This is a genomic window from Nostoc sp. (genome assembly GCF_036917935.1).
Classification (GTDB): domain Bacteria; phylum Cyanobacteriota; class Cyanobacteriia; order Cyanobacteriales; family Nostocaceae; genus Nostoc.
Genome location: NZ_JBALEL010000017.1, coordinates 186,442 through 205,919, shown reverse-complemented (window position 1 = coordinate 205,919; position 19,478 = coordinate 186,442). Strand labels below are relative to the sequence as shown.

The following is a 19,478-nucleotide window of genomic DNA, read 5'->3' as shown; positions in this document are numbered from 1 at the left end:
GTCGGTGTAGCCATCGGTGTCGCTGTCGGTGTAGCCATCGGTGTCGCTGTCGGTGTAGCCATCGGTGTCGCTGTCGGTGTAGCCATCGGTGTCGCTGTCGGTGTAGCCATCGGTGTCGCCGTCGGTTTAGCCGTCGGTTTAGCTGTTGGTTTAGCCGTCGGTTTAGCCGTCGGTTTAGTTGTTGGTTTAGCCGTTGGCTGACTGAAGACTGTCTTTGCTTCTTCATTCAGCTTTTGGCGGAGTGCTAAATTAGCAATTCCAGTTTCTTGCAACTGATATTTCTTCTGATACTCCTTCACCACTTCTTCCGTGCGGGAACCATAAAAATGATCGCGCGGTAGGGGAGGATTTGGCTTCACCACTGCATTCAAATTTCTGTGCAGAATTTGAACGATGTTAGCAGCAAAATCTTGGGTTTTTGGCCCTGCTATCCCATCAACTGGTTTTAGCTTATAACCAGTCTGAAATTCTCGAATTGCCTTTTTAGTTTCCTCGTCCGTCAAAGCAGTATTTGTTACCTTGACGTTATAGCCTAATCCCATCAATACCTTACGAAATTGCTGGGGCGTATAATTTTTTTGAGGGGCTGCGAAACCAGTGTCTGCAATTACCAAACTAGCAGTCATCAGGCAAGTAACAGCAAAGGTTGCGCTTGATTTTCCAAACCCACACCACATACTTAAAAACTCCTTTGGGTTAAATCAGCAGGATCATAAACGTTAACAGCTGCATTTTAAGTTTGTTTAATAACTTTTTTCACGATTATTTAATGAATTTTGAACAAATTGTGATTTTTTTTTGTTAAATTTAACAAAATGCATAAAAAGTATTTTATGTCATCTATCAAAAGATTTATCTTGTATTAGCAGAGATACAGCGGTTATCATTTGAATCGAATACACCCTTCTAACACTAAATTGGCGTAGAAAAGCACATCTGTGCATTGATGTCAACTTAAGGTGAAAGCCAGTCTCTTGACTCGTGGCTGTGCCGCAATCAGGAGTATTCCCAGCTTATGGCAGGAAAGGAGGTTTTAAAGGGGTTTGGGTTTGGGCTTAAGTTGTCACCCATGACAGATATGTCCTTCTACTGGGGTCTACTCGACTGGAAAAAATTGCTGTAATTGGTTAGGAAGGGCGGAAAATTAATAAATGAAAGAGCTTATGTTTAAAATAGCAAAACAAGTATAATTTTTTACAAAAAATGAGAGATGTAAAATCTTCTAAGCAGCGTAATCTTTGGTTTGAAAGATTTATGGCAATTGCTGCCACCGTAAATTTAAGTTTAGTTTTGTTTGATTTAAGTTACGTACCTTGGCGAGATTTCTACTTGCGAAAAATTCCCCAAATTACCAAGATTTATGACCCAATAAAAGGTATTGAACTCCATCGAGACACAGAAAACTATCTGAAAACAGTAGACGCATTAGAAGAACAAGTTAGACAAACAGGGTTACAGTCGCCTCAAGTAAATAACAGACTAGAAGAAATAAGTCGTCTTAGCAGCGAGATGATTGACAGTAACCCGTTTGCGGGAGTGAATAAGAGTGGGACTCTGGAAAAAATTAAAAAGAGGATGCGATCGCACATCGGTAACGAATCTGCAAAACAGTCCTTCGCTACTTTTTGGAGTCAGTCACACATATCACAAAATGGCTGGCTTGAAGAAATTAATTTTTTTAACCAGAGCATCCGCCCTTTGATCGCCACTAACTACTACCGCCAAATTGGGGAAAATGGCGATTTTGTTGATAAATTCTGGATTATTGACTTACTCTTTGTGATTTTATTTGGCTTAGAATTGCTGGGGCGTACCTTCTTGCTCAGACGCCAACATCCTGGTTTTAGCTGGTTGGAAGCACTATTGTGGCGTTGGTACGATTTATTTTTACTAATCCCATTTTGGCGGGGGTTGCGAATCATACCTGTAGTAGTCCGCCTCGATCAAGCGCGGTTATTCAATCTGCATCCAGTGCGAAAGCAAATTAATCAGGGGATTGTTGCCAATTTTGCCGAAGAACTCACAGAAATTGTTGTGGTGAGGGTAATTAATCAGATTCAGGGTTCAATTAGGCGGGGTGAATTAACTAGCTGGCTCTCGCAAAAGGAAAATTTACGTCCCTACATAGATATTAATAATGTGAATGAAGTGGAAGCGATCGCAGGTCTTTTGGTAAAAACAATTGTCTACCGAGTGCTACCCGATATCCAACCTGCGATCGTTGCCATTCTGCGCCACAACATCGAAACCGTCTTCCATCAATTCCCCGTCTACCGCAATCTCCAGAACCTCCCTGGCGTGGGACAGGCCCAAACCCAGTTAAGCGAACAATTGGCGACCCAAATCACAACTAATCTTTACAAAACTTTAGTTAGCACTGTTGAAGACCCTGTAGGTGCAAAACTCACCAGTCAACTCGTACAAAGCTTCAGTGACGCCTTGGGATCTGAAATCAAGGAAAAGCACGTACTTTCAGAAATTCAGAGTTTACTTTTTGACTTCTTAGAAGAAATCAAACTCAACTATGTCCAGCGTTTATCCCAAGAAGACATAGACCAAATTATCGAGCAAACCAGGCAGCTAAGAACACAAGTATCAGTTCCAGCAGTAGTAGATAAAGGCACTACTCTCCCAAAAATACGGGAAGGGTAGAAAGAATTTTAGATTTTAGATTTTGGATTTTAGATTGAAATTTAATCCAAAATTTAAAATCCAAAATCCAAAATTGAATTGCCCAATCCCCAATGCACGACTATAAAAGAAATGCGCTAAACTCGAATTAGGCGAATCATCATTGGTTCGTCACAAGACTTCTTGGAAGATATACCTATCGCAGGAAGTGGGTCGACGCCCACTTTTTTTATTGAATTCTCTCATGGCTCATCCTTTAGTTACACAAATTATTGATTTGGCGACACCAGTGGCAGAAGAATTGGGATTGGAAGTGGTTGGCGTGATTTTTCACACCAACCAAAGTCCACCAGTGTTGCGGGTAGACATTCGCAATCCTGAGCAAGACACTGGGTTGAACGATTGTGAGAGGATGAGCCGTGCTTTAGAAGCCTCCTTAGATGCTGCCCAAATCGTTCCAGATACATACGTCTTGGAAGTGTCTAGTCCTGGTATTTCGCGGCAACTGGTAACAGACAGGGAGTTTATTTCCTTTAAAGGATTTCCTGTTACGATCTCCACTTCGCCACCCTACGACGGACAACAAGAGTGGACTGGTCAGTTGATTAGCCGGGATGAGACAGCACTTTACTTAAACCAAAAAGGTCGTGTAGTCGAAATTCCCCGCCCCCTAATTACTAAGGTGCAACTAGACGAGCGCCGATAAACGAGTTACTAAAGGCTAGAGGCTAGGGACTAGGGAATAGGGAATTAGAGGAGCAGAGGAGCAGAGGAGCAGAGGAGCAGAGGAGCAGAGGAGCAGAGGGTAAGTTGCTGCAAGTCTTTCTCTTTTGCACCAAAGCCTCTTTGCACCCAATGCCCAATGCCCAATGCCCCATGCCCAATGCCCAGTCCCTAGTTCCTAATTTTTAAAGGAGATTGCTTATGTCAATGGTTACTTTACCTGGATTAAAAGAATTAATTGAAAGTATCAGTCGCGAGCGAAATTTACCCCGGCTTGCAGTTCAATCAGCTATTAGAGAAGCACTACTCAAAGGCTACGAACGTTATCGTCGGGCCCAAAATTTAGAGCGCAAACAGTTTGACGAAGATTATTTTGAGAATTTTGAGGTAGAACTCGATATTGAAGGAGAAGGATTTCGCGTTCTTTCCACTAAAACCATTGTCGAAGAAGTTAATAACACAGACCACCAAATTTCCCTGGAGGAAGTTCAACAAGTAGCTCCCGAAGCACAGTTAGGCGACTCTGTGGTGCTGGATGTTACCCCCGATCAAGGAGAATTTGGTCGGATGGCGGCGATGCAAACTAAGCAGGTATTGGCGCAAAAGTTACGGGATCAACAGCGCCAGATGGTGCAAGAAGAGTTCCAAGATTTAGAAGGAACTGTTCTCCAAGCAAGAGTCCTGCGGTTTGAACGGCAATCAGTGGTTTTGGCAGTCACCAGTAATTTTGGTCAGCCAGAAGTAGAAGCCGAATTACCGAAGCGAGAACAGCTGCCCAACGATAATTATCGGGCGAATGCCACCTTCAAGGTATATCTCAAAAAAGTCTCCCAAGGTCAGCAACGAGGGCCACAGTTGCTTGTCTCTCGTGCTGATGCTGGTTTGGTGGTTTATCTTTTCGCCAACGAAGTCCCAGAAATTGAAGATGAAGTAGTACGGATTGTTGCCGTAGCGAGGGAGGCAAATCCCCCCTCCCGTTATGTCGGCCCCCGGACTAAAATAGCAGTAGATACTCTCGATCGGGATGTAGATCCAGTTGGCGCTTGTATTGGAGCTAGGGGATCGCGAATTCAAGTGGTAGTCAACGAATTACGTGGTGAAAAAATAGATGTAATTCGCTGGTCGCCAGACCCAGCAACATACATCGCCAATGCCTTAAGTCCAGCACGGGTAGATGAAGTACGCTTGATGGACCCAGAATCGCGGCAAACTCACGTACTTGTGGCTGAAGATCAATTGAGTTTGGCCATAGGGAAAGAAGGGCAAAACGTCCGTTTGGCAGCCCGCCTGACTGGTTGGAAAATAGACATAAAAGACAAAGTTAAGTATGACTATGTAGGAGAGGATGCCAAATTTGCAGCCGTCAGAACAAAATATCAATCAGAGGAATCAGAGGAAGACGATCTGGACTTTGAGGAAGAATTCGAGGATGAAAATCAGGAGGAATTAGAAGAGGAGGATAGTTTTGATCATAACGATGACGAATAATTGATTAATTTTGTAAAGTTTTGATACTGTAGATTGTAGTCTCAGTCTCAAGGATTATTTTCTCAAAAGCTACTTGGTATAAGTAAAAAATAGTAATAATAAACTTCTTTTTACTTCCATTATCCTGGACTGAGATCGCAGAGAACCGATGAAACCAAATTATCGGCGCTGTATTAGTTGCCGTAAAGTAGGCTCAAAAGATGAGTTTTGGCGGATTGTCCGCGTCTTTCCATCGGGAAAGGTACAATTAGATCAGGGCATGGGGCGTTCTGCCTATATTTGTCCAGAAACGAGTTGCCTACAAGCGGCTCAAAAAAAAAATCGACTAGGGCGATCGCTACATGCATCAGTGCCAGAAACACTGTACCAAAGCTTGTCGCAACGTTTAGCCTCCAGTAATACCCAAAACCAAATTTAGTTGGAACAACTTTGTGACGTAATCATCAGAGGAATTGTGTCGAAAGCCGAAGTCGCGCTTTCATCACACGCTCTGTTGATCGTTAAGGTTAGTGCCAAAATAGTAAATGGGTGTAAAACACATTCGCCTCTCTAAATAACAAGAGGGGCGAGGCAACATTCCCAGAAGCAAGATGTAATCGATTGTGTTGTGGAAGACTCAGAATCAACAAAACAAGAAACTACAAAATGGCAACCTGGTAGCGCTCAGGCGCAGTTCGGCGTCAAGGGTTCCTATAAAAATCTTTTATTTAAGAAATTTTTATGGGTATCCTTCAACCATCATTCCTGGTGGGGATGCCATTATTAAACCGAAACATCTCTCTTTCCTGATTGGAGGCACCGGCAAAAACTGAACGGCAGTCTAAAAACAGTAATCCAAGGATGGAGATGTCGCAAACCAGGCAACCATCCGCTAAAACTGTAAATTAAAGGGGAAGAGTGGATGAACAACGGCAAAGTTAGAATCTATGAATTATCAAAGGAATTGAATTTGGATAACAAAGAGCTATTAGCAATTTGCGACCAGCTCGACATTGCGGTCAAAAGCCATAGCAGCACGATTTCAGAATCCGAGGCAGAAAACATCCGGGCGGCAGCAGAAAAGCTAGCAGCTACGAATGTGTCCGCCAAAAAGGAACTAGGTACAACCAGCCATAAGCCAAATTCACCACCCAACGGCAGACCTGCGCGACCTGCTGCACCCCACAAACAGCAAATTTTGGAAATACGCAAACCCCAAATATTGAGAAATACTACCTCCAACGCCCCAGAGGCGTCACTTGCTAACAATACCCAAGCTGCCTTGTCTGACGCTAATCCTCCCTCTCCTCCACGGCCTTTCGCTACACCAGTCTCACCCATGAAGCCCACGGTACCAACTCGACCTGTACCCCGGACTCAATCTGAGACTCAAGAGCAACCTCCGATCGCTGACTTGGAACAAACGCCTAATCCCAATCAGGCACCGGAAAAAATAGCATCCCAAAAACCGGAAAAAATAGTTCCACCTAGACCAAAATCGGAAAAATCGATCAAACCGCAACTAGTTGCTCCTCCAGCCAGACCGGCGGCGGAAGAAGCTCAGGTGGCAGATGAGTCGGTATCTCAGGCAGATAAACCGATCCTCAAACGCGACCAACGGCTACGACCCGCAGAAGGCGATCGCGAGCAAATTAAGCCGAGAGTTGCTAAACTGCCAACTGACCAGTCTCCACCAGGTGCGCCACAAAGGACAAGTCGTCCTACCCCTTCACCCAGCAGACCAGAGCCGAGGGGCAATAGACCATCTGCACCATCACAACTGGGAGAAGGGCAACGACCCAGACCAGCACGTCCAGGTGAAGCGGTAGCAGCCGCAACGCCGATCGCTACTCCACCCAGACAGATGTCAGGAATAGCGGGCAAATCTCAAGGATTGGGTGATGAACCAGTCACACCTGATCTCCTCGACTTGAAACGCCCAAGTCCGCCTCGGCCAACCAAAGGCGGCAAAAAGTGGGTAGAAGAGGAAATCATTGACGAAGTTAAAGAGAAGGCGAAAGCTGGTGTCAAAGGCAAGCGGATCAAACCCATACTTGATGATGAGTTTGAAGAAGATTTGCTGGATGATGACGATATCGACTCACCAGCCACAGTTCAAGTCAGCCTTTCCATCGCTCGTCCTCCCAAACCCAAAGCGACTCGACCTGTACAGATGCCAGGTGCAACCCTTGCTAGCGCCCCAACTGCAAGAGCGAGAAAGTCTGGTTCTAGGTCTGGTTCCAAGTCTGGTTCCGGCCGCGATCATCACCAAAACCGTCGCCAAGAAGCCGAGACCAAACGCGATCGCCCCGAAAAAGTGACGATCACAGGGCCGTTGACTGTCCAAGAACTGTCTGACGTTTTAGCCGTTGCCGATACAGAGATTGTCAAAATCCTCTTCCTTAAAGGCATGGCGGTGAGTATCACCCAAAATCTGGATATTCCCACAATTACCCTGGTAGGAAAAGAACTAGAAATAGAAGTCGAAACCGCCGAGCGAGAAGCCGAAGCTCGGAAAATTACGGAAATGGTCGGCGCAGAAGACCGAGAATATCTCCACCGCCGTCCGCCAGTCGTGACAATTATGGGTCACGTAGACCACGGTAAAACAACTCTGCTCGACTCAATCCGCAAAACCAAAGTGGCTGCTGGCGAAGCTGGCGGTATCACTCAACACATCGGTGCATACCATGTGGATGTGGAACATGAGGGCAAACCGCAGCAGATAGTCTTCCTGGATACTCCTGGTCACGAAGCCTTTACAGCGATGCGGGCCCGAGGAGCGCGGGTAACAGACATTGCCGTGTTAGTAGTGGCTGCTGATGATGGTGTCCGTCCGCAAACCATTGAAGCCATTAGCCACGCCCAAGCTGCGGGAGTGCCAATTGTTGTTGCCATCAACAAAATTGACAAAGAAGGGGCACAGCCAGAACGGGTTAAACAAGAGCTAACCCAGTATGGTTTGACCGCAGAAGATTGGGGCGGTGAGACAATCATGGTTCCGGTGAGCGCCATCAGAGGTGAAAATCTGGATACGCTCTTAGAGATGATTCTCTTAGTAGCAGAGGTTGGAGAACTATCTGCTAACCCAGATCGTTCCGCCAAAGGAACTGTAATTGAAGCACATCTGGATAAAGCCAAGGGAGCAGTTGCTACCTTGCTGATTCAGAATGGCACCCTGCATGTGGGAGATATCTTGGTAGCTGGCTCGGCTTTCGGTAAAGTCAGGGCGATGGTGGATGACAGAAGCAAGAGAGTAGACATTGCTTCTCCTTCCTTTGCTGTCGAGGTACTAGGTTTAAGTGATGTGCCAGCAGCCGGCGACGAGTTCGAGGTCTTCCACAACGAAAAAGAAGCCAGAGCACTCGCTAGCGATCGCGCAGACAGACAACGCTTATCCCGCCTGTTACAAGGACGTGTTACCCTGACAACCCTGTCGGCTCAAGCACAAGAAGGCGAGTTGAAAGAACTCAACTTGATCTTGAAGGGAGACGTACAAGGTTCGGTGGAAGCCATTGTGGGAGCGCTCAAGCAAATCCCGCAAAACGAAGTCCAAATTCGGATGCTGTTGGCTACTGCTGGGGAAATCACCGAGACAGATATCGACTTAGCAGCTGCCAGTAACGCTGTGATTATCGGCTTCAACACCACCTTTGCCAGTGGCGCTAGACAAGCCGCCGATGAAGCGGGTGTGGATGTCCGGGAATACAACGTGATCTACAAACTCCTGGAAGATATTCAAGATGCCTTGGAAGGTCTTTTGGAACCAGAGTTGGTGGAAGAACCCTTGGGTCAAACCGAAGTCCGTGCCGTCTTCCCAGTCGGTCGTGGTGCGGTTGCCGGTTGCTACGTTCAATCTGGCAAGCTAGTTCGCAACTGCAAAGTCAGGGTGCGACGCAACGGTAAGGTGATCTTTGAAGGCGTCCTTGACTCCCTAAAACGGATGAAAGAAGATGCCCGTGAGGTCAACGCCGGTTATGAATGCGGTGTCGGCATGGATAAATTCAATGATTGGGTTGAAGGTGACATCATCGAATCCTATCAAATGGTTACGAAGCGCCGCACTCTCACCTTAACGAGATAGTGTTGAGGGTAAAATGGTTAGAAGTTAGGAGTGATAAATTAGGAGTTAGGAGTTAAAGGCTGCTAATTCCTAACTCCTAACTCTTAACTCACAACTTTTTATAAAATGCATTCATTTCGCTCTGAACCGATTTTGTGGATTCACGTCGCTGGATTGGCGACGTTGCCTGTTTTTTTAGTCCTCTGCTTATTATTTTTGTCTGTGGGCGAGCCGTTTTTGCCAGTCTGGATGGAGCTATTCTTAGTTGCCGCCATTGGTGTTCTCCCCCTACTATGGATGCAGTTGCGTCGCCCTTTTTATATCTTTGCTCTTTTAGGAATAGCCTTAAAGCCAGAAAATCTAACTGAACGGCAGCGAAAAATTCTCTGTTTAATTAATACAAAGTTAAATCGTATCCTGGCATTAGTTGCAGCAGTATTATCGGTTTGGGTGCTGTGGAATCTTTACCAAATTGCCCCATTAGTAGCAAATTCAGCAAAATTTCTCCCACAATGGCGCAGCCTTGCACTAGTGCTTGCGGGGTTAGCTTTTTTGGGCAGCAATCTATTTTTACAAATACCTGTGAGTGTAATGCGAGTTTTGGTGACTAATGAGACAGAATTTGCTGGCATAGAACCATTATCTTTAGAAAAGATTAAGCAGGATTTTACAATTTTAGGGGTGCGAGTTAATCAAATCGTGCCTCGATTGCTGCAATCCTTGTTTAGGATTAATACAGATTCGTAGCAGCCCCTAAAGTATATTATTTAACTTTAAAGGGCTACAAATAAGCACCAGGGGGCAAGAATTTTAGATTTTAGATTTTGGATTTTAAATTGAAATTCAATCCAAAATTTAAAATCCAAAATCCAAAATTGAATTGCCCAATGCCCAGTTACCGTTGAAGTTAAAACAAAGGAATGAGGAACTATGGCTCAAATTCCAGCTTCTAGCGATCGCCAATTTTCTGCTGATACTGAAATTTGGTATAGCCTCAAATGCGCGATCTCCACTAGTTCCGGTTTTCAGCGCTGGCAACTAGAACGCGATGTTCAATTACAGGGAATTCGTTTGGAACAGCAGGTACAGCGGTATTTAAGGGAAACTTTAGAAACTTTAGCTTACTAAACATAAATTAACAATTCCAAAATTCCAAATTGTTTGCGTAGCATCTCAATTAACAAGACGCCAGACGAGTGGCTTAAGCCACTCGTCTGGCGTCTTGTTAAAGGTAGGCAAACTTCCGCCACAGTGTAGTATAGCGGTTCTCGCTTGGATGCAGTAAAGTTTTGACCTCACTTCCATTCCTCTCTGCTTGCAGGAGGGAGGCTTTGAGTCTTACTCCCCAACGCTAGTAGGGAAGGGGTTAGGTCTGTATTGGACTTAACTGCAAACCGCCATAGTAGAATTTTATAAATAACACAATATGACTAATGTATAAGTTCTGTGATGGATCTAGGGAATTTAGCCGAATCGGTGCTAATCATCCAGTATAGTTTTGCATGGGTTTTACAGCAGCTACAAGGCTGCTACCTTCAACCTTGTTCGACATACCGTAATTCAGCACATCACAGACTCAAAAAATGAAATATCGGGGTTTTCACATTTCTCTAGCGAAAAATTTTCGCCTTTTTTCTAGCAGTCATCTCAAATATACTTGGCGCGTGGGAGCCGGACTAACGGCAATGCTTGTTGTTTCTAGTGCTTCAATACTACTACAGGGTAAGGTTAATGCTGGTGCTACTCACCCAGAAAATATCGCCCCAACTCTCACAGCGCAAGCTCCTGCAACAGCCGCAGCGATTTACGTTAATCCAGCGACTGGTGCAGATAGGGCTGGTGCTGGTACAACGTCATCTGCACCCTACAAAAGCATCAGTTTCGCTCTCAGTCAAGCCCAAGCAGGTGCAGTTATTCAATTAGCACCTGGGAACTATAACCAGGAAAGTGGCGAAACCTTCCCTCTGTTGGTTAAACCAGGTGTGACACTGCGGGGTGATGAAGCTACTAAAGGTCAGGGGATATTGATTACAGGTGGAGGTTTCTACACTAGTCGCTTCTTTGCCAGACAAGACATTACTATCCTTGCCGAGCAAGATACCACGATCGCCGGTGTCACTGTTACCAACCCAAATGGTCGTGGTACGGGTGTGTGGGTGGAGTCAACTAATCCCATTATCAAAAACAGTACTTTTACTAACAGTGTCAGAGAGGGTGTTTTTATCACGGGTACAGGCAATCCCAAAATTGAAAGTAACCTCTTTGTGCAAAACAAAGGCAATGGTATTTCAATTACTAAAGCTGCTCAAGGAGAAATTCGGAATAACTTATTTCAGGATACTGGTTTTGGTCTAGCGATCGGTGGCACTTCCACACCCCTAATTGTGGAAAATCAAATTGTCGAAAACCAAGACGGCCTTTTTATCTCGGAGTCAGCAAAGCCCGTATTGCGTAAGAATGTCATTCAGAACAATAAGCGGGATGGAGTAGTCGCAACTGTTAGTGCTTTACCCGACCTTGGCACCAACGAAAATCCTGGTGGTAATCTTATCCGCAATAACACTCGTTATGATCTGAATAACGCTACCAAAACAGGCAAAATTATCGCTGTTGGCAACGATATCGATCAGAAAAAGATTTTTGGCTCAGTAGATTTTGTTGCTGCAACTGTTGATGTACCCCCTGGAGGGACTGTCGCCTTTAAAGATGTGCCAGCAAATTACTGGGCAAAAACCTACATCGAAGCTTTAGCCTCCAAAAATATTATTGCTGGCTTTCCTGATGGCAGCTTTAAACCTAATGAACCTGTAACCCGCGCTCAATTTGCCGCTATTGTCACTAAAGCCCTAACACCACCAGCCAAACGTGCAGCCATTCAGTTTAAGGATGTAGCAAGCAATTTCTGGGCTTACGCTGCTATTCAATCTGCTTACCAGAGTCAATTTGTTTCTGGTTATCCCGATGGCACTTTTAAGCCACAGCAACAAATTCCCAGAGTGCAAGCGTTAGTCGCTTTAGCTAATGGTTTGGGCTTAACTGCGAATAATCAAAGTATCCTTTCCTTTTACACCGATGCTGCCCAGATTCCTAATTATGCGATCGCACCTGTTGCTGCGGCAACTGCACGGCAATTAGTAATCAACTATCCTACAGTCAAGCAACTCAATCCTAATCGTCAGGCGACTAGAGCCGAAGTTGCTGCCTTTGTTTACCAGGCACTCGTCAATGCTGGACGCGCTCAACCAATTCCTTCATCCTATTTGGTAACAGTTCAGTAAATGCCTAGTTAGCAAATTGAAAGCGCCAGATTGATGATTTGTTAGTCTGGCGCTTCCAAATACATTGCTCAGATTGTCAAATCAGTAACTTAGGATAAAATTATGCTTAATGGCTATCTGAAGTGAACGATGACTGAGCAACCTGAAAAATGTCTTGAATGGTATCTAGTTGCAAATGTTATTTCGGAGCAACCGTTTGGTGAAAACCATGAAATCCAGTATGGGACAAAGCATTTCAGTCCCAACACAAAGGTTTACTGTTCTGCTCCAACTTGGGGTGATGGTTACGAGAGAATAGTTGTTGTAGGTCGTCATCGTGGCTCATCCAGATTGATCACAATGGTTATTGATGAGAAGCGATTAACGAATTGGCGGGCACGATATGTCTATTTACCAAATGTGAAAGGATCGTTTTTTCGCTCTTGGAACTCAAAAGAACAAGTAGAAGGATTTGCTAAGGCTATACCCCGGTGGCAAGAAGCAAGAAATGCGAGGAAGAAAGGCTTTGAAAAATTGCATCAAAATGAAGTTTTGATTCATGCTCTTATGCTTGGTAGAGTTGCTGATGTGCAACAAGCAATTGAGCGAGGAGCAGATGTTAACTACTTAAATCATGATGGACTTACACCTCTAACACTTGCTCTCAGTCGAGGCCAGTATTCACTCTTCACTCAGTTACTCTTAGAAAAAGGTGCTGATATTAAAAACATTAGCTATCAGTTCCTTGAATATGTAACCCAAAATACATCGGAGTATCCTGAACCTGTATTCAGGTTAGTTGAGCAAGCAATTGATGAGCTATTTCCACACTCTAAAAAGTTTGATTAACGTTTTTTAAATTGCCCTAGTCTGGGTGTTGTGGCGATAATGTTAACACAGGGTTATCGATGCCCAGTTTCAATTTCAACTGGTGGCATTTGAATGTGGTATCAAGGTAAAAAAATTAACAGCTAAAATTTCTCCCTTCAGGAATTAGGATTTTTACCCGATTGAGGGCGTTGTTGCCGACGCTGTTCCCAGCGCCAGAGGAAGACCATTAAAAAAACGATCGCTACTTGGAGAGCTAAACTAGGCAAAGCACTCTCAACATCCCGTCCGGCAAGCACTTGGAAGAAAAAGACGAATGCGCCGAGTGAGCCAGAAGCACCGAAAGCGATATAGATAAATTGTCGTAACCCGCGATAAGGAGCGGCTATTTCTGCTTTGAGGCTGGCATATTGTTCAGGGTTAAGACGATTTTTGGGATTTTGATCTACCATGATTAAATCATGTTATACTCTTAGATTGTGTACGCCGATGTGGCTCAGTTGGTAGAGCAGCTGATTCGTAATCAGCAGGCCGTGGGTTCGAGTCCCATCATCGGCTTTGATTAGTTAAGTTTGACATAAATCAAGCATTTAGCTAAATGGGTGTAAAAAACAATAAAGGGCTAGTGATTAAAAAGTTAGGGCGACTTGAGGAGCCAGACCTTCAGGCTTTGCAAAACCTTTTTCTGGCTATTTTGGGTTGATATACGATCGCACCTCAATTCAAAGCCTCGCTTTATCACTCAAACTCAGTTTCGTAGAAAGCTTTTAACAAATCAATACAATTAGCGATCGCCTTCATCGGTAGAGACAACCAAAAACTATAATGAATGCATAAAGCAATCAATACAAGGAGAATCTAAACAATACAATGCAAACTGATAGAATTTCACAGCAAAGGCTACTTGAAAAAATTCAAAAGCTGCCTCCCGAACAAGTTTTGCTAGTTGAAGATTTTATTGATTCTTTGGGTTTGCAAAATACAGACCATAGCCTTACCTTTGCAGCAGCAAAACTTTCTGAACCAGTTCTGCTCAAAATCTGGGATAACCCTGATGATGCAGAATATGACACACTATGAATTTGCTCAAAGCCTATAATTATTCCTCAAACTCAGTTTCGCAGAAAGCTTTTAACAAATCAATACAGTTAGCGATCGCTCCTAAATGAGCAATTTCATAGCCATGAGTATTTTGGGTAGGAAACGCCAAACAAGCAGCACGTCCAACATGCCCAAATTTCATCGCAATTGAAGCATCACTGCCAAATCCGCTCAGGGTTGTTAACTGCACTGGCATATCCAACTGCTTGGCACTATGACGCAGTTGTCCATTTAGCCCCTCATCATATATTCTATAAGCATCTTGAGATAAGAGTACAGGAATTTCCCCATCTTTAACAGGATATTCCTCAGATAATGGACAAATTTCTAAAGCAATCAAGGCATCCAAGCGCTGATTTTGGGTGAAAAATAGCGCCCCAATTGCTCCCACTTCTTCTTTAGCTGACGCTACTAAATAAACATCAACAACTGGCTGTTTTAGGTTTTCAGCTAAAGCTAACAGAATCGCAACAGAAGCTTTGTTATCCAAGGTGTAACCGGCAATATGATCCTTTAACCGAATTGGACGCTTGCGATGTTTGCCGATTACCATTCTAGTTCCAGGTCGAATGCCAGCTGCTTCTAATTCAGCAGATGTGAGCTTCGTTTCAATCCAGGCATTTTCCCACTTCACAGTAGTATCTTCCTGCTGCACTTTTTGAGGCGATTCGTGGGAAACGTGGCGGGAACCAAAGCTGAGAATACCGCTAATGGTTTCGTTATCTCCCAGTAAATCGACAACTCCTTCGCCGTAAACCCACGGGAAAGAACCACCGAGTTTGCTGACTTTGACACGACCTTCATCACCAAGACTCTTGACAATTGCGCCAATTTCGTCTTTGTGTGCTGTGATCGCGTAGACGGGAAGCGGCTTGTCGTTAGACATCGCTCCGTCTGGATTTTTTCCGGGAATTTTCGCAATAATATTATCGGCGCGATCGCACCAAACTTCAACACCCAGCGCCGTAAATTTTTGCATCAACAACTGGTTAATCTCAGCTTCTACACCACTCGGAGAATGGTGCATGACCAATTCTTGAATAATTTCAAATAAGCGATCGTAATCCCACATCTAATACAGTTAGTTTAGTTTTCAACTGTTGTATGAGACAATTGTGCATCAATAACGCGACCTGCTGACCTTTTTTGTTGACGCTTCAGCACTTTTACCGCACCAAAAGCACCAAGGGCTAAAATCCCCAAGTTGATCGCCGGTTCCGGGACAGACTTAGCCTCAATCGCCGCTAATGCAGTATCTGCTATCACCTGATGAGCAGCCGTCGTTGGGTGAAAACCGTCCCAAACGAGAAACTTGTTGTCACCTGGGTTACATATATCTAGCCTAGATAGACAAGACTCGCTTACATTCGTAAAACCTAATGCACTTGCCTGATTAAATAAAGAATAAGTATCAACAGAGATGATGTTGAGATTCGGGTTTTGACTCAAAGCGCTGACAGTTTGTGCTAAACCCAAGTTAAACTCACTAGTTGATTTGCTAAGAGTTGTAGGGTTGCGACCATTAATTGTAGCTGCTGGTAGCTTTCCTAAATCTGGCAAGTTAAACACCAAAATATTTTTCGCGCCGACTCCTACCAGAGTATTCAACGCCAGGGATATATTACTGATTGGCGTGGTTGAGTCTTCGGGGTTGAGAAAAAAGAAATCATTCGCACCTCCCCACAACGTATAAAGTGCATCTGGATCAGCCGTTTGATTATTTGCTTTCAGAGTTCCAGCAAAACCAAGGACTTGTTTAAGTACTCCTGGTAAATTTTGATTGGGAAGGACAGCGTTATCTAAACCAGAGCTAGCACCACCGAAAGCGAAGTTTATCCCTTGGGTAGGAATTGGTGTGGGAGGAATAGTAGTGAAATTAATATCAGTTAATAAAGTGGGCTTTAATCCTAGTTGATTTCCGAGATAATCAACCCAGATCGGCCCATCGGAAAAACGCCCTTGAAAGTAAGGTGGGCTTTGAGGGTATGCTTGCCCAGTAGCATTATATATATTGCCTGTATCAGAAAGACTATCGCCAAATACATAAAGCTGATCAAAACTCGCAGCCGAGGCTTTGGTCGGTAACATGAAAGAAAATAGAACAAACCCGACTGCGATCGCTTGTTTTTTCATACTCGTTTTACCCGTAGTATTTTTTAGTCTGTTTAAAAGTAATCAAAAGCCGATAGTAAGTTACTTCAAAATTAAGTACGTCTATCGAGTTAATTTACGTTGTTTTACTTAACTATCCCTCAAAAGTTTATCAAACCCAGATAAAAACGCTGTAAATACTTAGATTTACATTTTCTTGATAAAAAATAGCTGTATTACAAAGAGAGAGCAAAATTTATCTGCTCAGGGGTGGTAATTGCCCAATTTTATGCTAGCGATAGACTAACCGCGCTTTAACTTCAAAGCCTCAGCAGCCGATACACCCTCACCCTGAGTGCCGAAATACCACAAAGCTGTAGCAGCCTCAGCACGAGTTACTGGTTTTTTAGGTTGAAACAGAGTCGTATAACCAAACACCCGCCGAATATTCGATTGTTCGCTATTCTGGTAATCACCCAACACTGCTCTTAAAGCCTTGGGGTCAATTCGCGCTGCATCTTGGAAACCCCAGGTTTGTTTGACCGCATCTAAGTTAGCAGAGGGTAAAGCTTGGCGAGTATCTAGGGGTAATTTCCACAGCAGTAACTGTTCCCGCGTTAGGGGTGCATCAGGACGAAATAAAACTACTGTAGAATCTCCAGACAAAGGACTAGGAATTAAACCAGCTTCGGCTAATCCCTGAATTGCTGGAAAATCAGGGTCTTTTGCCGATAGATCGCTAAAAGCTGGTTGAGTACTTTCTGATGCCAAGCGAATCTGTTTAGCCGGATTGTTGGCATACACAGCATTGTTAGCAGCAATTAGCCAACGGGCATATTCTCGATGCGTAACGATTTTACCGGGTTCAAACTGGTTAGCTGTGGTAGTAGAGTTGCCCTTAGTTGTCTTTGCTTCTATAGATAAAACACCTAATGCAGCCAAGTCTTGGATATGTTGCCGCCATTCTGGCGACACCTTATTCAGATCGTTGAATACCTGAGATTCAGGTGCCGTCGCTGTAGAAATTGTTTGGTTATTAGCTGTGCTTGGTGGCTGTGCTGCCAAGTTTGTGGGTGGTATTGGGCCAATGAACTGTGGATTTCCCGCTTGAGGAACGGCGTTAGTAGTTTCGTTAGAACTAGTAGTTGGGGTAGGTTGTGGCGTTGCGGTACTATTCGGTACGTAATCAATCAGTAATTCCGTGGCTGTTTGAGGTTGATTAGGTGTAGCGTTAGTAACTGATTTAGGCTGAATGGAAACCTTCAACTGCAAATCGTTACGACGTGCCTCAAAAGCGCCTCCCGCATCATCTGTTGGCTGTTGCAAAATCTGCCAGTTATTTGTTTGAAACTGGCTGCGATAAAAGCTAGCAATAAAGTTACTGGGGTCAGAACTCAACCAGCGAGTTGAGATTTTATTTTCTGAACCGTTAGCAGGTGTAACTTCCTCTAGCTTGGCATTGGAATATAGGGGGATATCTTTAGGAAAATCAGCTGGTAACTGAACTGTTGATTTATTTTGCTGTGCTTGCGGTTGATTACCTTGAGATTCTCCAAAAACAACTTGATCGCTTTGCAGTTTCGGATCTGCCGCCAAAGATTGCTCAAGGTTTTTGGCGACTGGACTGTTAGCACAGGCTGTTAACGAAGTGAGTAGAACAGCCCAAATTAGAAATACAGCTGGACGTTTACAGGGAAGCACAGGAAATCACAAATTGAGTTTCAATTCCTACCCTAGCGCAGACTGTTCATTAAATGGGCATCGGGCATTGGGCATGGTTATTTTCCTTGGGGACTGACAAATAAAAAAATACCCCATAAGATTGAATAATTTATTTGTTGGAAGTCCCTTGTCCCCTTGTATCCCTGCTCTCGTCTGCTCCTCTGACTCTTTATATCACCAAAAGACACTACCGACTCACGGCGTCTTCTTCGTAAATGTCTCTGTTGGTGAAAATGATATCTCCAAAAATGAGTAAACGGTAGCAAAAGCTACCGTATTGTCTTCGTTTTACAGCCATTAGGTTTTGATAATTCCTATGCTTATTTATAGAGTTCCCTAAAATTATAGAAAACTAACATTTTTGGAAAAAAAATATAAAAAACACTGGAATGCTTGCTATGTAAGAGTTTTATTCTTTGGGTGCTTGAAGCTGGTACTCCATCACAGGGATTATCACAAGTTAAGGGACTTCCTAGTAAACACTTTAGTGTTTAGATGAGAGCCAAAGCCACCCACTAGGAACTGATCAAAATTAATCTGGCAGACAACTAAATTGAGAATCAATTTTTCAGATAGTTATCTAAATATCCAAGTTGTAGAACAGATAACTGATTGAGAACTGGCCAAAAAACAGTTTAGCTAGCAAAAGCTTGAATCTACTTCCAGATACACTAGTTGTAATGCGATGCCGTTCGCGGAGCGTCTCGTAGAGAAGGCGGGCAAAGCCTACGCCAAGCAACCGAAGTGATAGACTAGGACTAAAGCCCCCCTTAGCCTCACCCAAGGAGGGGAATAGATCAAGTTCGCTAACACTGGCTTACAATCAATTCTGGAAATTATTCATCTGACGATGGTAAGCTGAGTAAGGCGATAGCTGGAAAATGCCAGTGTTAAACAATTCCAGGAACTTAGCGTAAGTTCGTTATTCTTGGCGACTGGGGTAATAGGTAAAGCAGTCAAGTGTCGCAGCAGTTTCCCTAGTATCTCTAAATTGATTTTCTGGAGAAAGTGCTATTTGTGCTGTAGTCAAGAGTTTATTGACAGCCTCGAAAGCAGTGAGTGCTACCTCTAAAAGTGCGTAGTTTACCGCCGTAGGCAATCGCCTCTATATTATCCAAAACTTTCCCTCAATCAACCCATCCCCTGTTATTCTGGGGTAGGGCATTGGTTTTTTCGGAAGGCTGGAAGGTGCGCTTCGCAAGTTATAGAAGTAGTAGATAGTTAGCTATGGCTGTTTGTCGCAATCGTAGTTAATGATTGGGTAGAGGCAAAAAAGACACTTCATCGAATGCACTGGCGGTTGAGAAAACCCTCTACAAAGTTGGTCTGAACAGTTAACAGCTTCCTGATAGATTAGATACAACTAGCATCTGCGTTTACTTGGGCGTAGGCTTTGCCCGCCGTAGGCATCGCTTTTAACAAGCGAGTACTCAAATTGACATAGTGCTGCACTAGCCGATTTGACATAGTATTAAACCTTTCACCTGCTGGCTCTGGCGAAAATTTTTGATTCAGGGCAAATTAAGACTTATATTCAAGGGGCAAGGGTGTTTCTTGGAGATGAAGTTAACCAAAAGGGAGCAAAAGGCTGAAAA

16 protein-coding genes and 1 tRNA gene are annotated in these 19,478 nt (G+C 44.0%); 11 read left to right on the top strand and 6 right to left on the bottom strand.

What is annotated here, in order from left to right:
• A partial coding sequence (locus tag V7K62_RS08500; protein ID WP_334863481.1) for a peptidoglycan-binding domain-containing protein occupies positions 1–677 on the bottom strand: 677 nt, incomplete at its 3' end.
• Positions 678–1,203: 526 nt separating this feature from the next.
• Between V7K62_RS08500 and V7K62_RS08495 the strand changes: the two genes are divergently transcribed.
• From V7K62_RS08495 to V7K62_RS08455, 9 genes are all read left to right on the top strand, one after another.
• Complete coding sequence (locus V7K62_RS08495; protein ID WP_334863480.1) at positions 1,204–2,652, top strand: hypothetical protein; 1,449 nt, start codon at positions 1,204–1,206, stop codon at positions 2,650–2,652.
• Between the two features lie 223 nt (positions 2,653–2,875).
• Positions 2,876–3,337, top strand: coding sequence for a ribosome maturation factor RimP (gene rimP / locus V7K62_RS08490; RefSeq protein WP_334863479.1), 462 nt, complete (start codon positions 2,876–2,878; stop codon positions 3,335–3,337).
• Positions 3,338–3,555: 218 nt separating this feature from the next.
• Positions 3,556–4,842: a transcription termination factor NusA gene (nusA, locus tag V7K62_RS08485; protein WP_334863478.1), complete on the top strand. Its 1,287-nt coding sequence runs from the start codon at positions 3,556–3,558 to the stop codon at positions 4,840–4,842.
• Positions 4,843–4,990: 148 nt separating this feature from the next.
• A complete protein-coding gene (locus tag V7K62_RS08480; RefSeq protein ID WP_334863477.1) occupies positions 4,991–5,260 on the top strand; it encodes a YlxR family protein in 270 nt (89 codons plus the stop codon).
• Positions 5,261–5,743: 483 nt separating this feature from the next.
• Complete coding sequence (infB, locus tag V7K62_RS08475; protein ID WP_334863476.1) at positions 5,744–8,905, top strand: translation initiation factor IF-2; 3,162 nt, start codon at positions 5,744–5,746, stop codon at positions 8,903–8,905.
• Positions 8,906–9,010: 105 nt separating this feature from the next.
• Entirely contained in the window at positions 9,011–9,631 is a 621-nt protein-coding gene (locus V7K62_RS08470) for a low-complexity tail membrane protein (protein WP_334863475.1), read from the top strand.
• Positions 9,632–9,814: 183 nt separating this feature from the next.
• Positions 9,815–10,012: a hypothetical protein gene (locus V7K62_RS08465; protein WP_334863474.1), complete on the top strand. Its 198-nt coding sequence runs from the start codon at positions 9,815–9,817 to the stop codon at positions 10,010–10,012.
• A 455-nt stretch (positions 10,013–10,467) separates the two neighbouring features.
• Complete coding sequence (locus tag V7K62_RS08460) at positions 10,468–12,162, top strand: DUF1565 domain-containing protein (protein ID WP_334863473.1); 1,695 nt, start codon at positions 10,468–10,470, stop codon at positions 12,160–12,162.
• A 129-nt stretch (positions 12,163–12,291) separates the two neighbouring features.
• On the top strand, positions 12,292–12,990 hold the full coding sequence (locus tag V7K62_RS08455; protein WP_334863472.1) for an ankyrin repeat domain-containing protein: 699 nt from the start codon (positions 12,292–12,294) through the stop codon (positions 12,988–12,990).
• A 137-nt stretch (positions 12,991–13,127) separates the two neighbouring features.
• On the opposite strand, the gene V7K62_RS08450 is transcribed toward V7K62_RS08455, so the two are convergent.
• Positions 13,128–13,421, bottom strand: a complete 294-nt coding sequence (locus V7K62_RS08450) for a DUF3493 domain-containing protein (RefSeq protein WP_334863471.1) — start codon at positions 13,419–13,421, stop codon at positions 13,128–13,130.
• 33 nt (positions 13,422–13,454) lie between these two features.
• Between V7K62_RS08450 and V7K62_RS08445 the strand changes: the two genes are divergently transcribed.
• Positions 13,455–13,527, top strand: a tRNA-Thr gene (locus tag V7K62_RS08445).
• Positions 13,528–13,839: 312 nt separating this feature from the next.
• Positions 13,840–14,049 carry a toxin-antitoxin system, antitoxin component, Xre family protein gene (locus V7K62_RS08440; protein ID WP_334863470.1) on the top strand — a complete coding sequence of 70 codons (210 nt, stop codon included), beginning with the start codon at positions 13,840–13,842 and terminating at the stop codon, positions 14,047–14,049.
• Positions 14,050–14,068: 19 nt separating this feature from the next.
• On the opposite strand, the gene V7K62_RS08435 is transcribed toward V7K62_RS08440, so the two are convergent.
• The 4 genes from V7K62_RS08435 to V7K62_RS08420 all read right to left on the bottom strand — a co-directional run bounded on the left by V7K62_RS08435 (position 14,069) and on the right by V7K62_RS08420 (position 18,982).
• Complete coding sequence (locus V7K62_RS08435; protein WP_334863469.1) at positions 14,069–15,142, bottom strand: M42 family metallopeptidase; 1,074 nt, start codon at positions 15,140–15,142, stop codon at positions 14,069–14,071.
• Between the two features lie 14 nt (positions 15,143–15,156).
• Positions 15,157–16,203, bottom strand: a complete 1,047-nt coding sequence (locus tag V7K62_RS08430; RefSeq protein ID WP_334863468.1) for an SGNH/GDSL hydrolase family protein — start codon at positions 16,201–16,203, stop codon at positions 15,157–15,159.
• 261 nt (positions 16,204–16,464) lie between these two features.
• Entirely contained in the window at positions 16,465–17,862 is a 1,398-nt protein-coding gene (locus V7K62_RS08425) for an S-layer homology domain-containing protein (RefSeq protein WP_334863467.1), read from the bottom strand.
• Between the two features lie 943 nt (positions 17,863–18,805).
• Complete coding sequence (locus V7K62_RS08420; protein WP_334863466.1) at positions 18,806–18,982, bottom strand: hypothetical protein; 177 nt, start codon at positions 18,980–18,982, stop codon at positions 18,806–18,808.
• Between the last annotated feature and the right edge of the window lie 496 nt (positions 18,983–19,478).

What these genes read in the sequence shown, in the direction of transcription:
- V7K62_RS08495 (WP_334863480.1), top strand. Translation starts at nt 1,204, where the DNA reads ATGAGAGATGTAAAATCTTCTAAGCAGCGTAATCTTTGGTTTGAAAGA.
- rimP (WP_334863479.1), top strand. Translation starts at nt 2,876, where the DNA reads ATGGCTCATCCTTTAGTTACACAAATTATTGATTTGGCGACACCAGTG.
- nusA (WP_334863478.1), top strand. Translation starts at nt 3,556, where the DNA reads ATGTCAATGGTTACTTTACCTGGATTAAAAGAATTAATTGAAAGTATC.
- V7K62_RS08480 (WP_334863477.1), top strand. Translation starts at nt 4,991, where the DNA reads ATGAAACCAAATTATCGGCGCTGTATTAGTTGCCGTAAAGTAGGCTCA.
- infB (WP_334863476.1), top strand. Translation starts at nt 5,744, where the DNA reads ATGAACAACGGCAAAGTTAGAATCTATGAATTATCAAAGGAATTGAAT.
- V7K62_RS08470 (WP_334863475.1), top strand. Translation starts at nt 9,011, where the DNA reads ATGCATTCATTTCGCTCTGAACCGATTTTGTGGATTCACGTCGCTGGA.
- V7K62_RS08465 (WP_334863474.1), top strand. Translation starts at nt 9,815, where the DNA reads ATGGCTCAAATTCCAGCTTCTAGCGATCGCCAATTTTCTGCTGATACT.
- V7K62_RS08460 (WP_334863473.1), top strand. Translation starts at nt 10,468, where the DNA reads ATGAAATATCGGGGTTTTCACATTTCTCTAGCGAAAAATTTTCGCCTT.
- V7K62_RS08455 (WP_334863472.1), top strand. Translation starts at nt 12,292, where the DNA reads ATGACTGAGCAACCTGAAAAATGTCTTGAATGGTATCTAGTTGCAAAT.
- V7K62_RS08450 (WP_334863471.1), bottom strand. Translation starts at nt 13,421, where the DNA reads ATGGTAGATCAAAATCCCAAAAATCGTCTTAACCCTGAACAATATGCC.
- V7K62_RS08440 (WP_334863470.1), top strand. Translation starts at nt 13,840, where the DNA reads ATGCAAACTGATAGAATTTCACAGCAAAGGCTACTTGAAAAAATTCAA.
- V7K62_RS08435 (WP_334863469.1), bottom strand. Translation starts at nt 15,142, where the DNA reads ATGTGGGATTACGATCGCTTATTTGAAATTATTCAAGAATTGGTCATG.
- V7K62_RS08430 (WP_334863468.1), bottom strand. Translation starts at nt 16,203, where the DNA reads ATGAAAAAACAAGCGATCGCAGTCGGGTTTGTTCTATTTTCTTTCATG.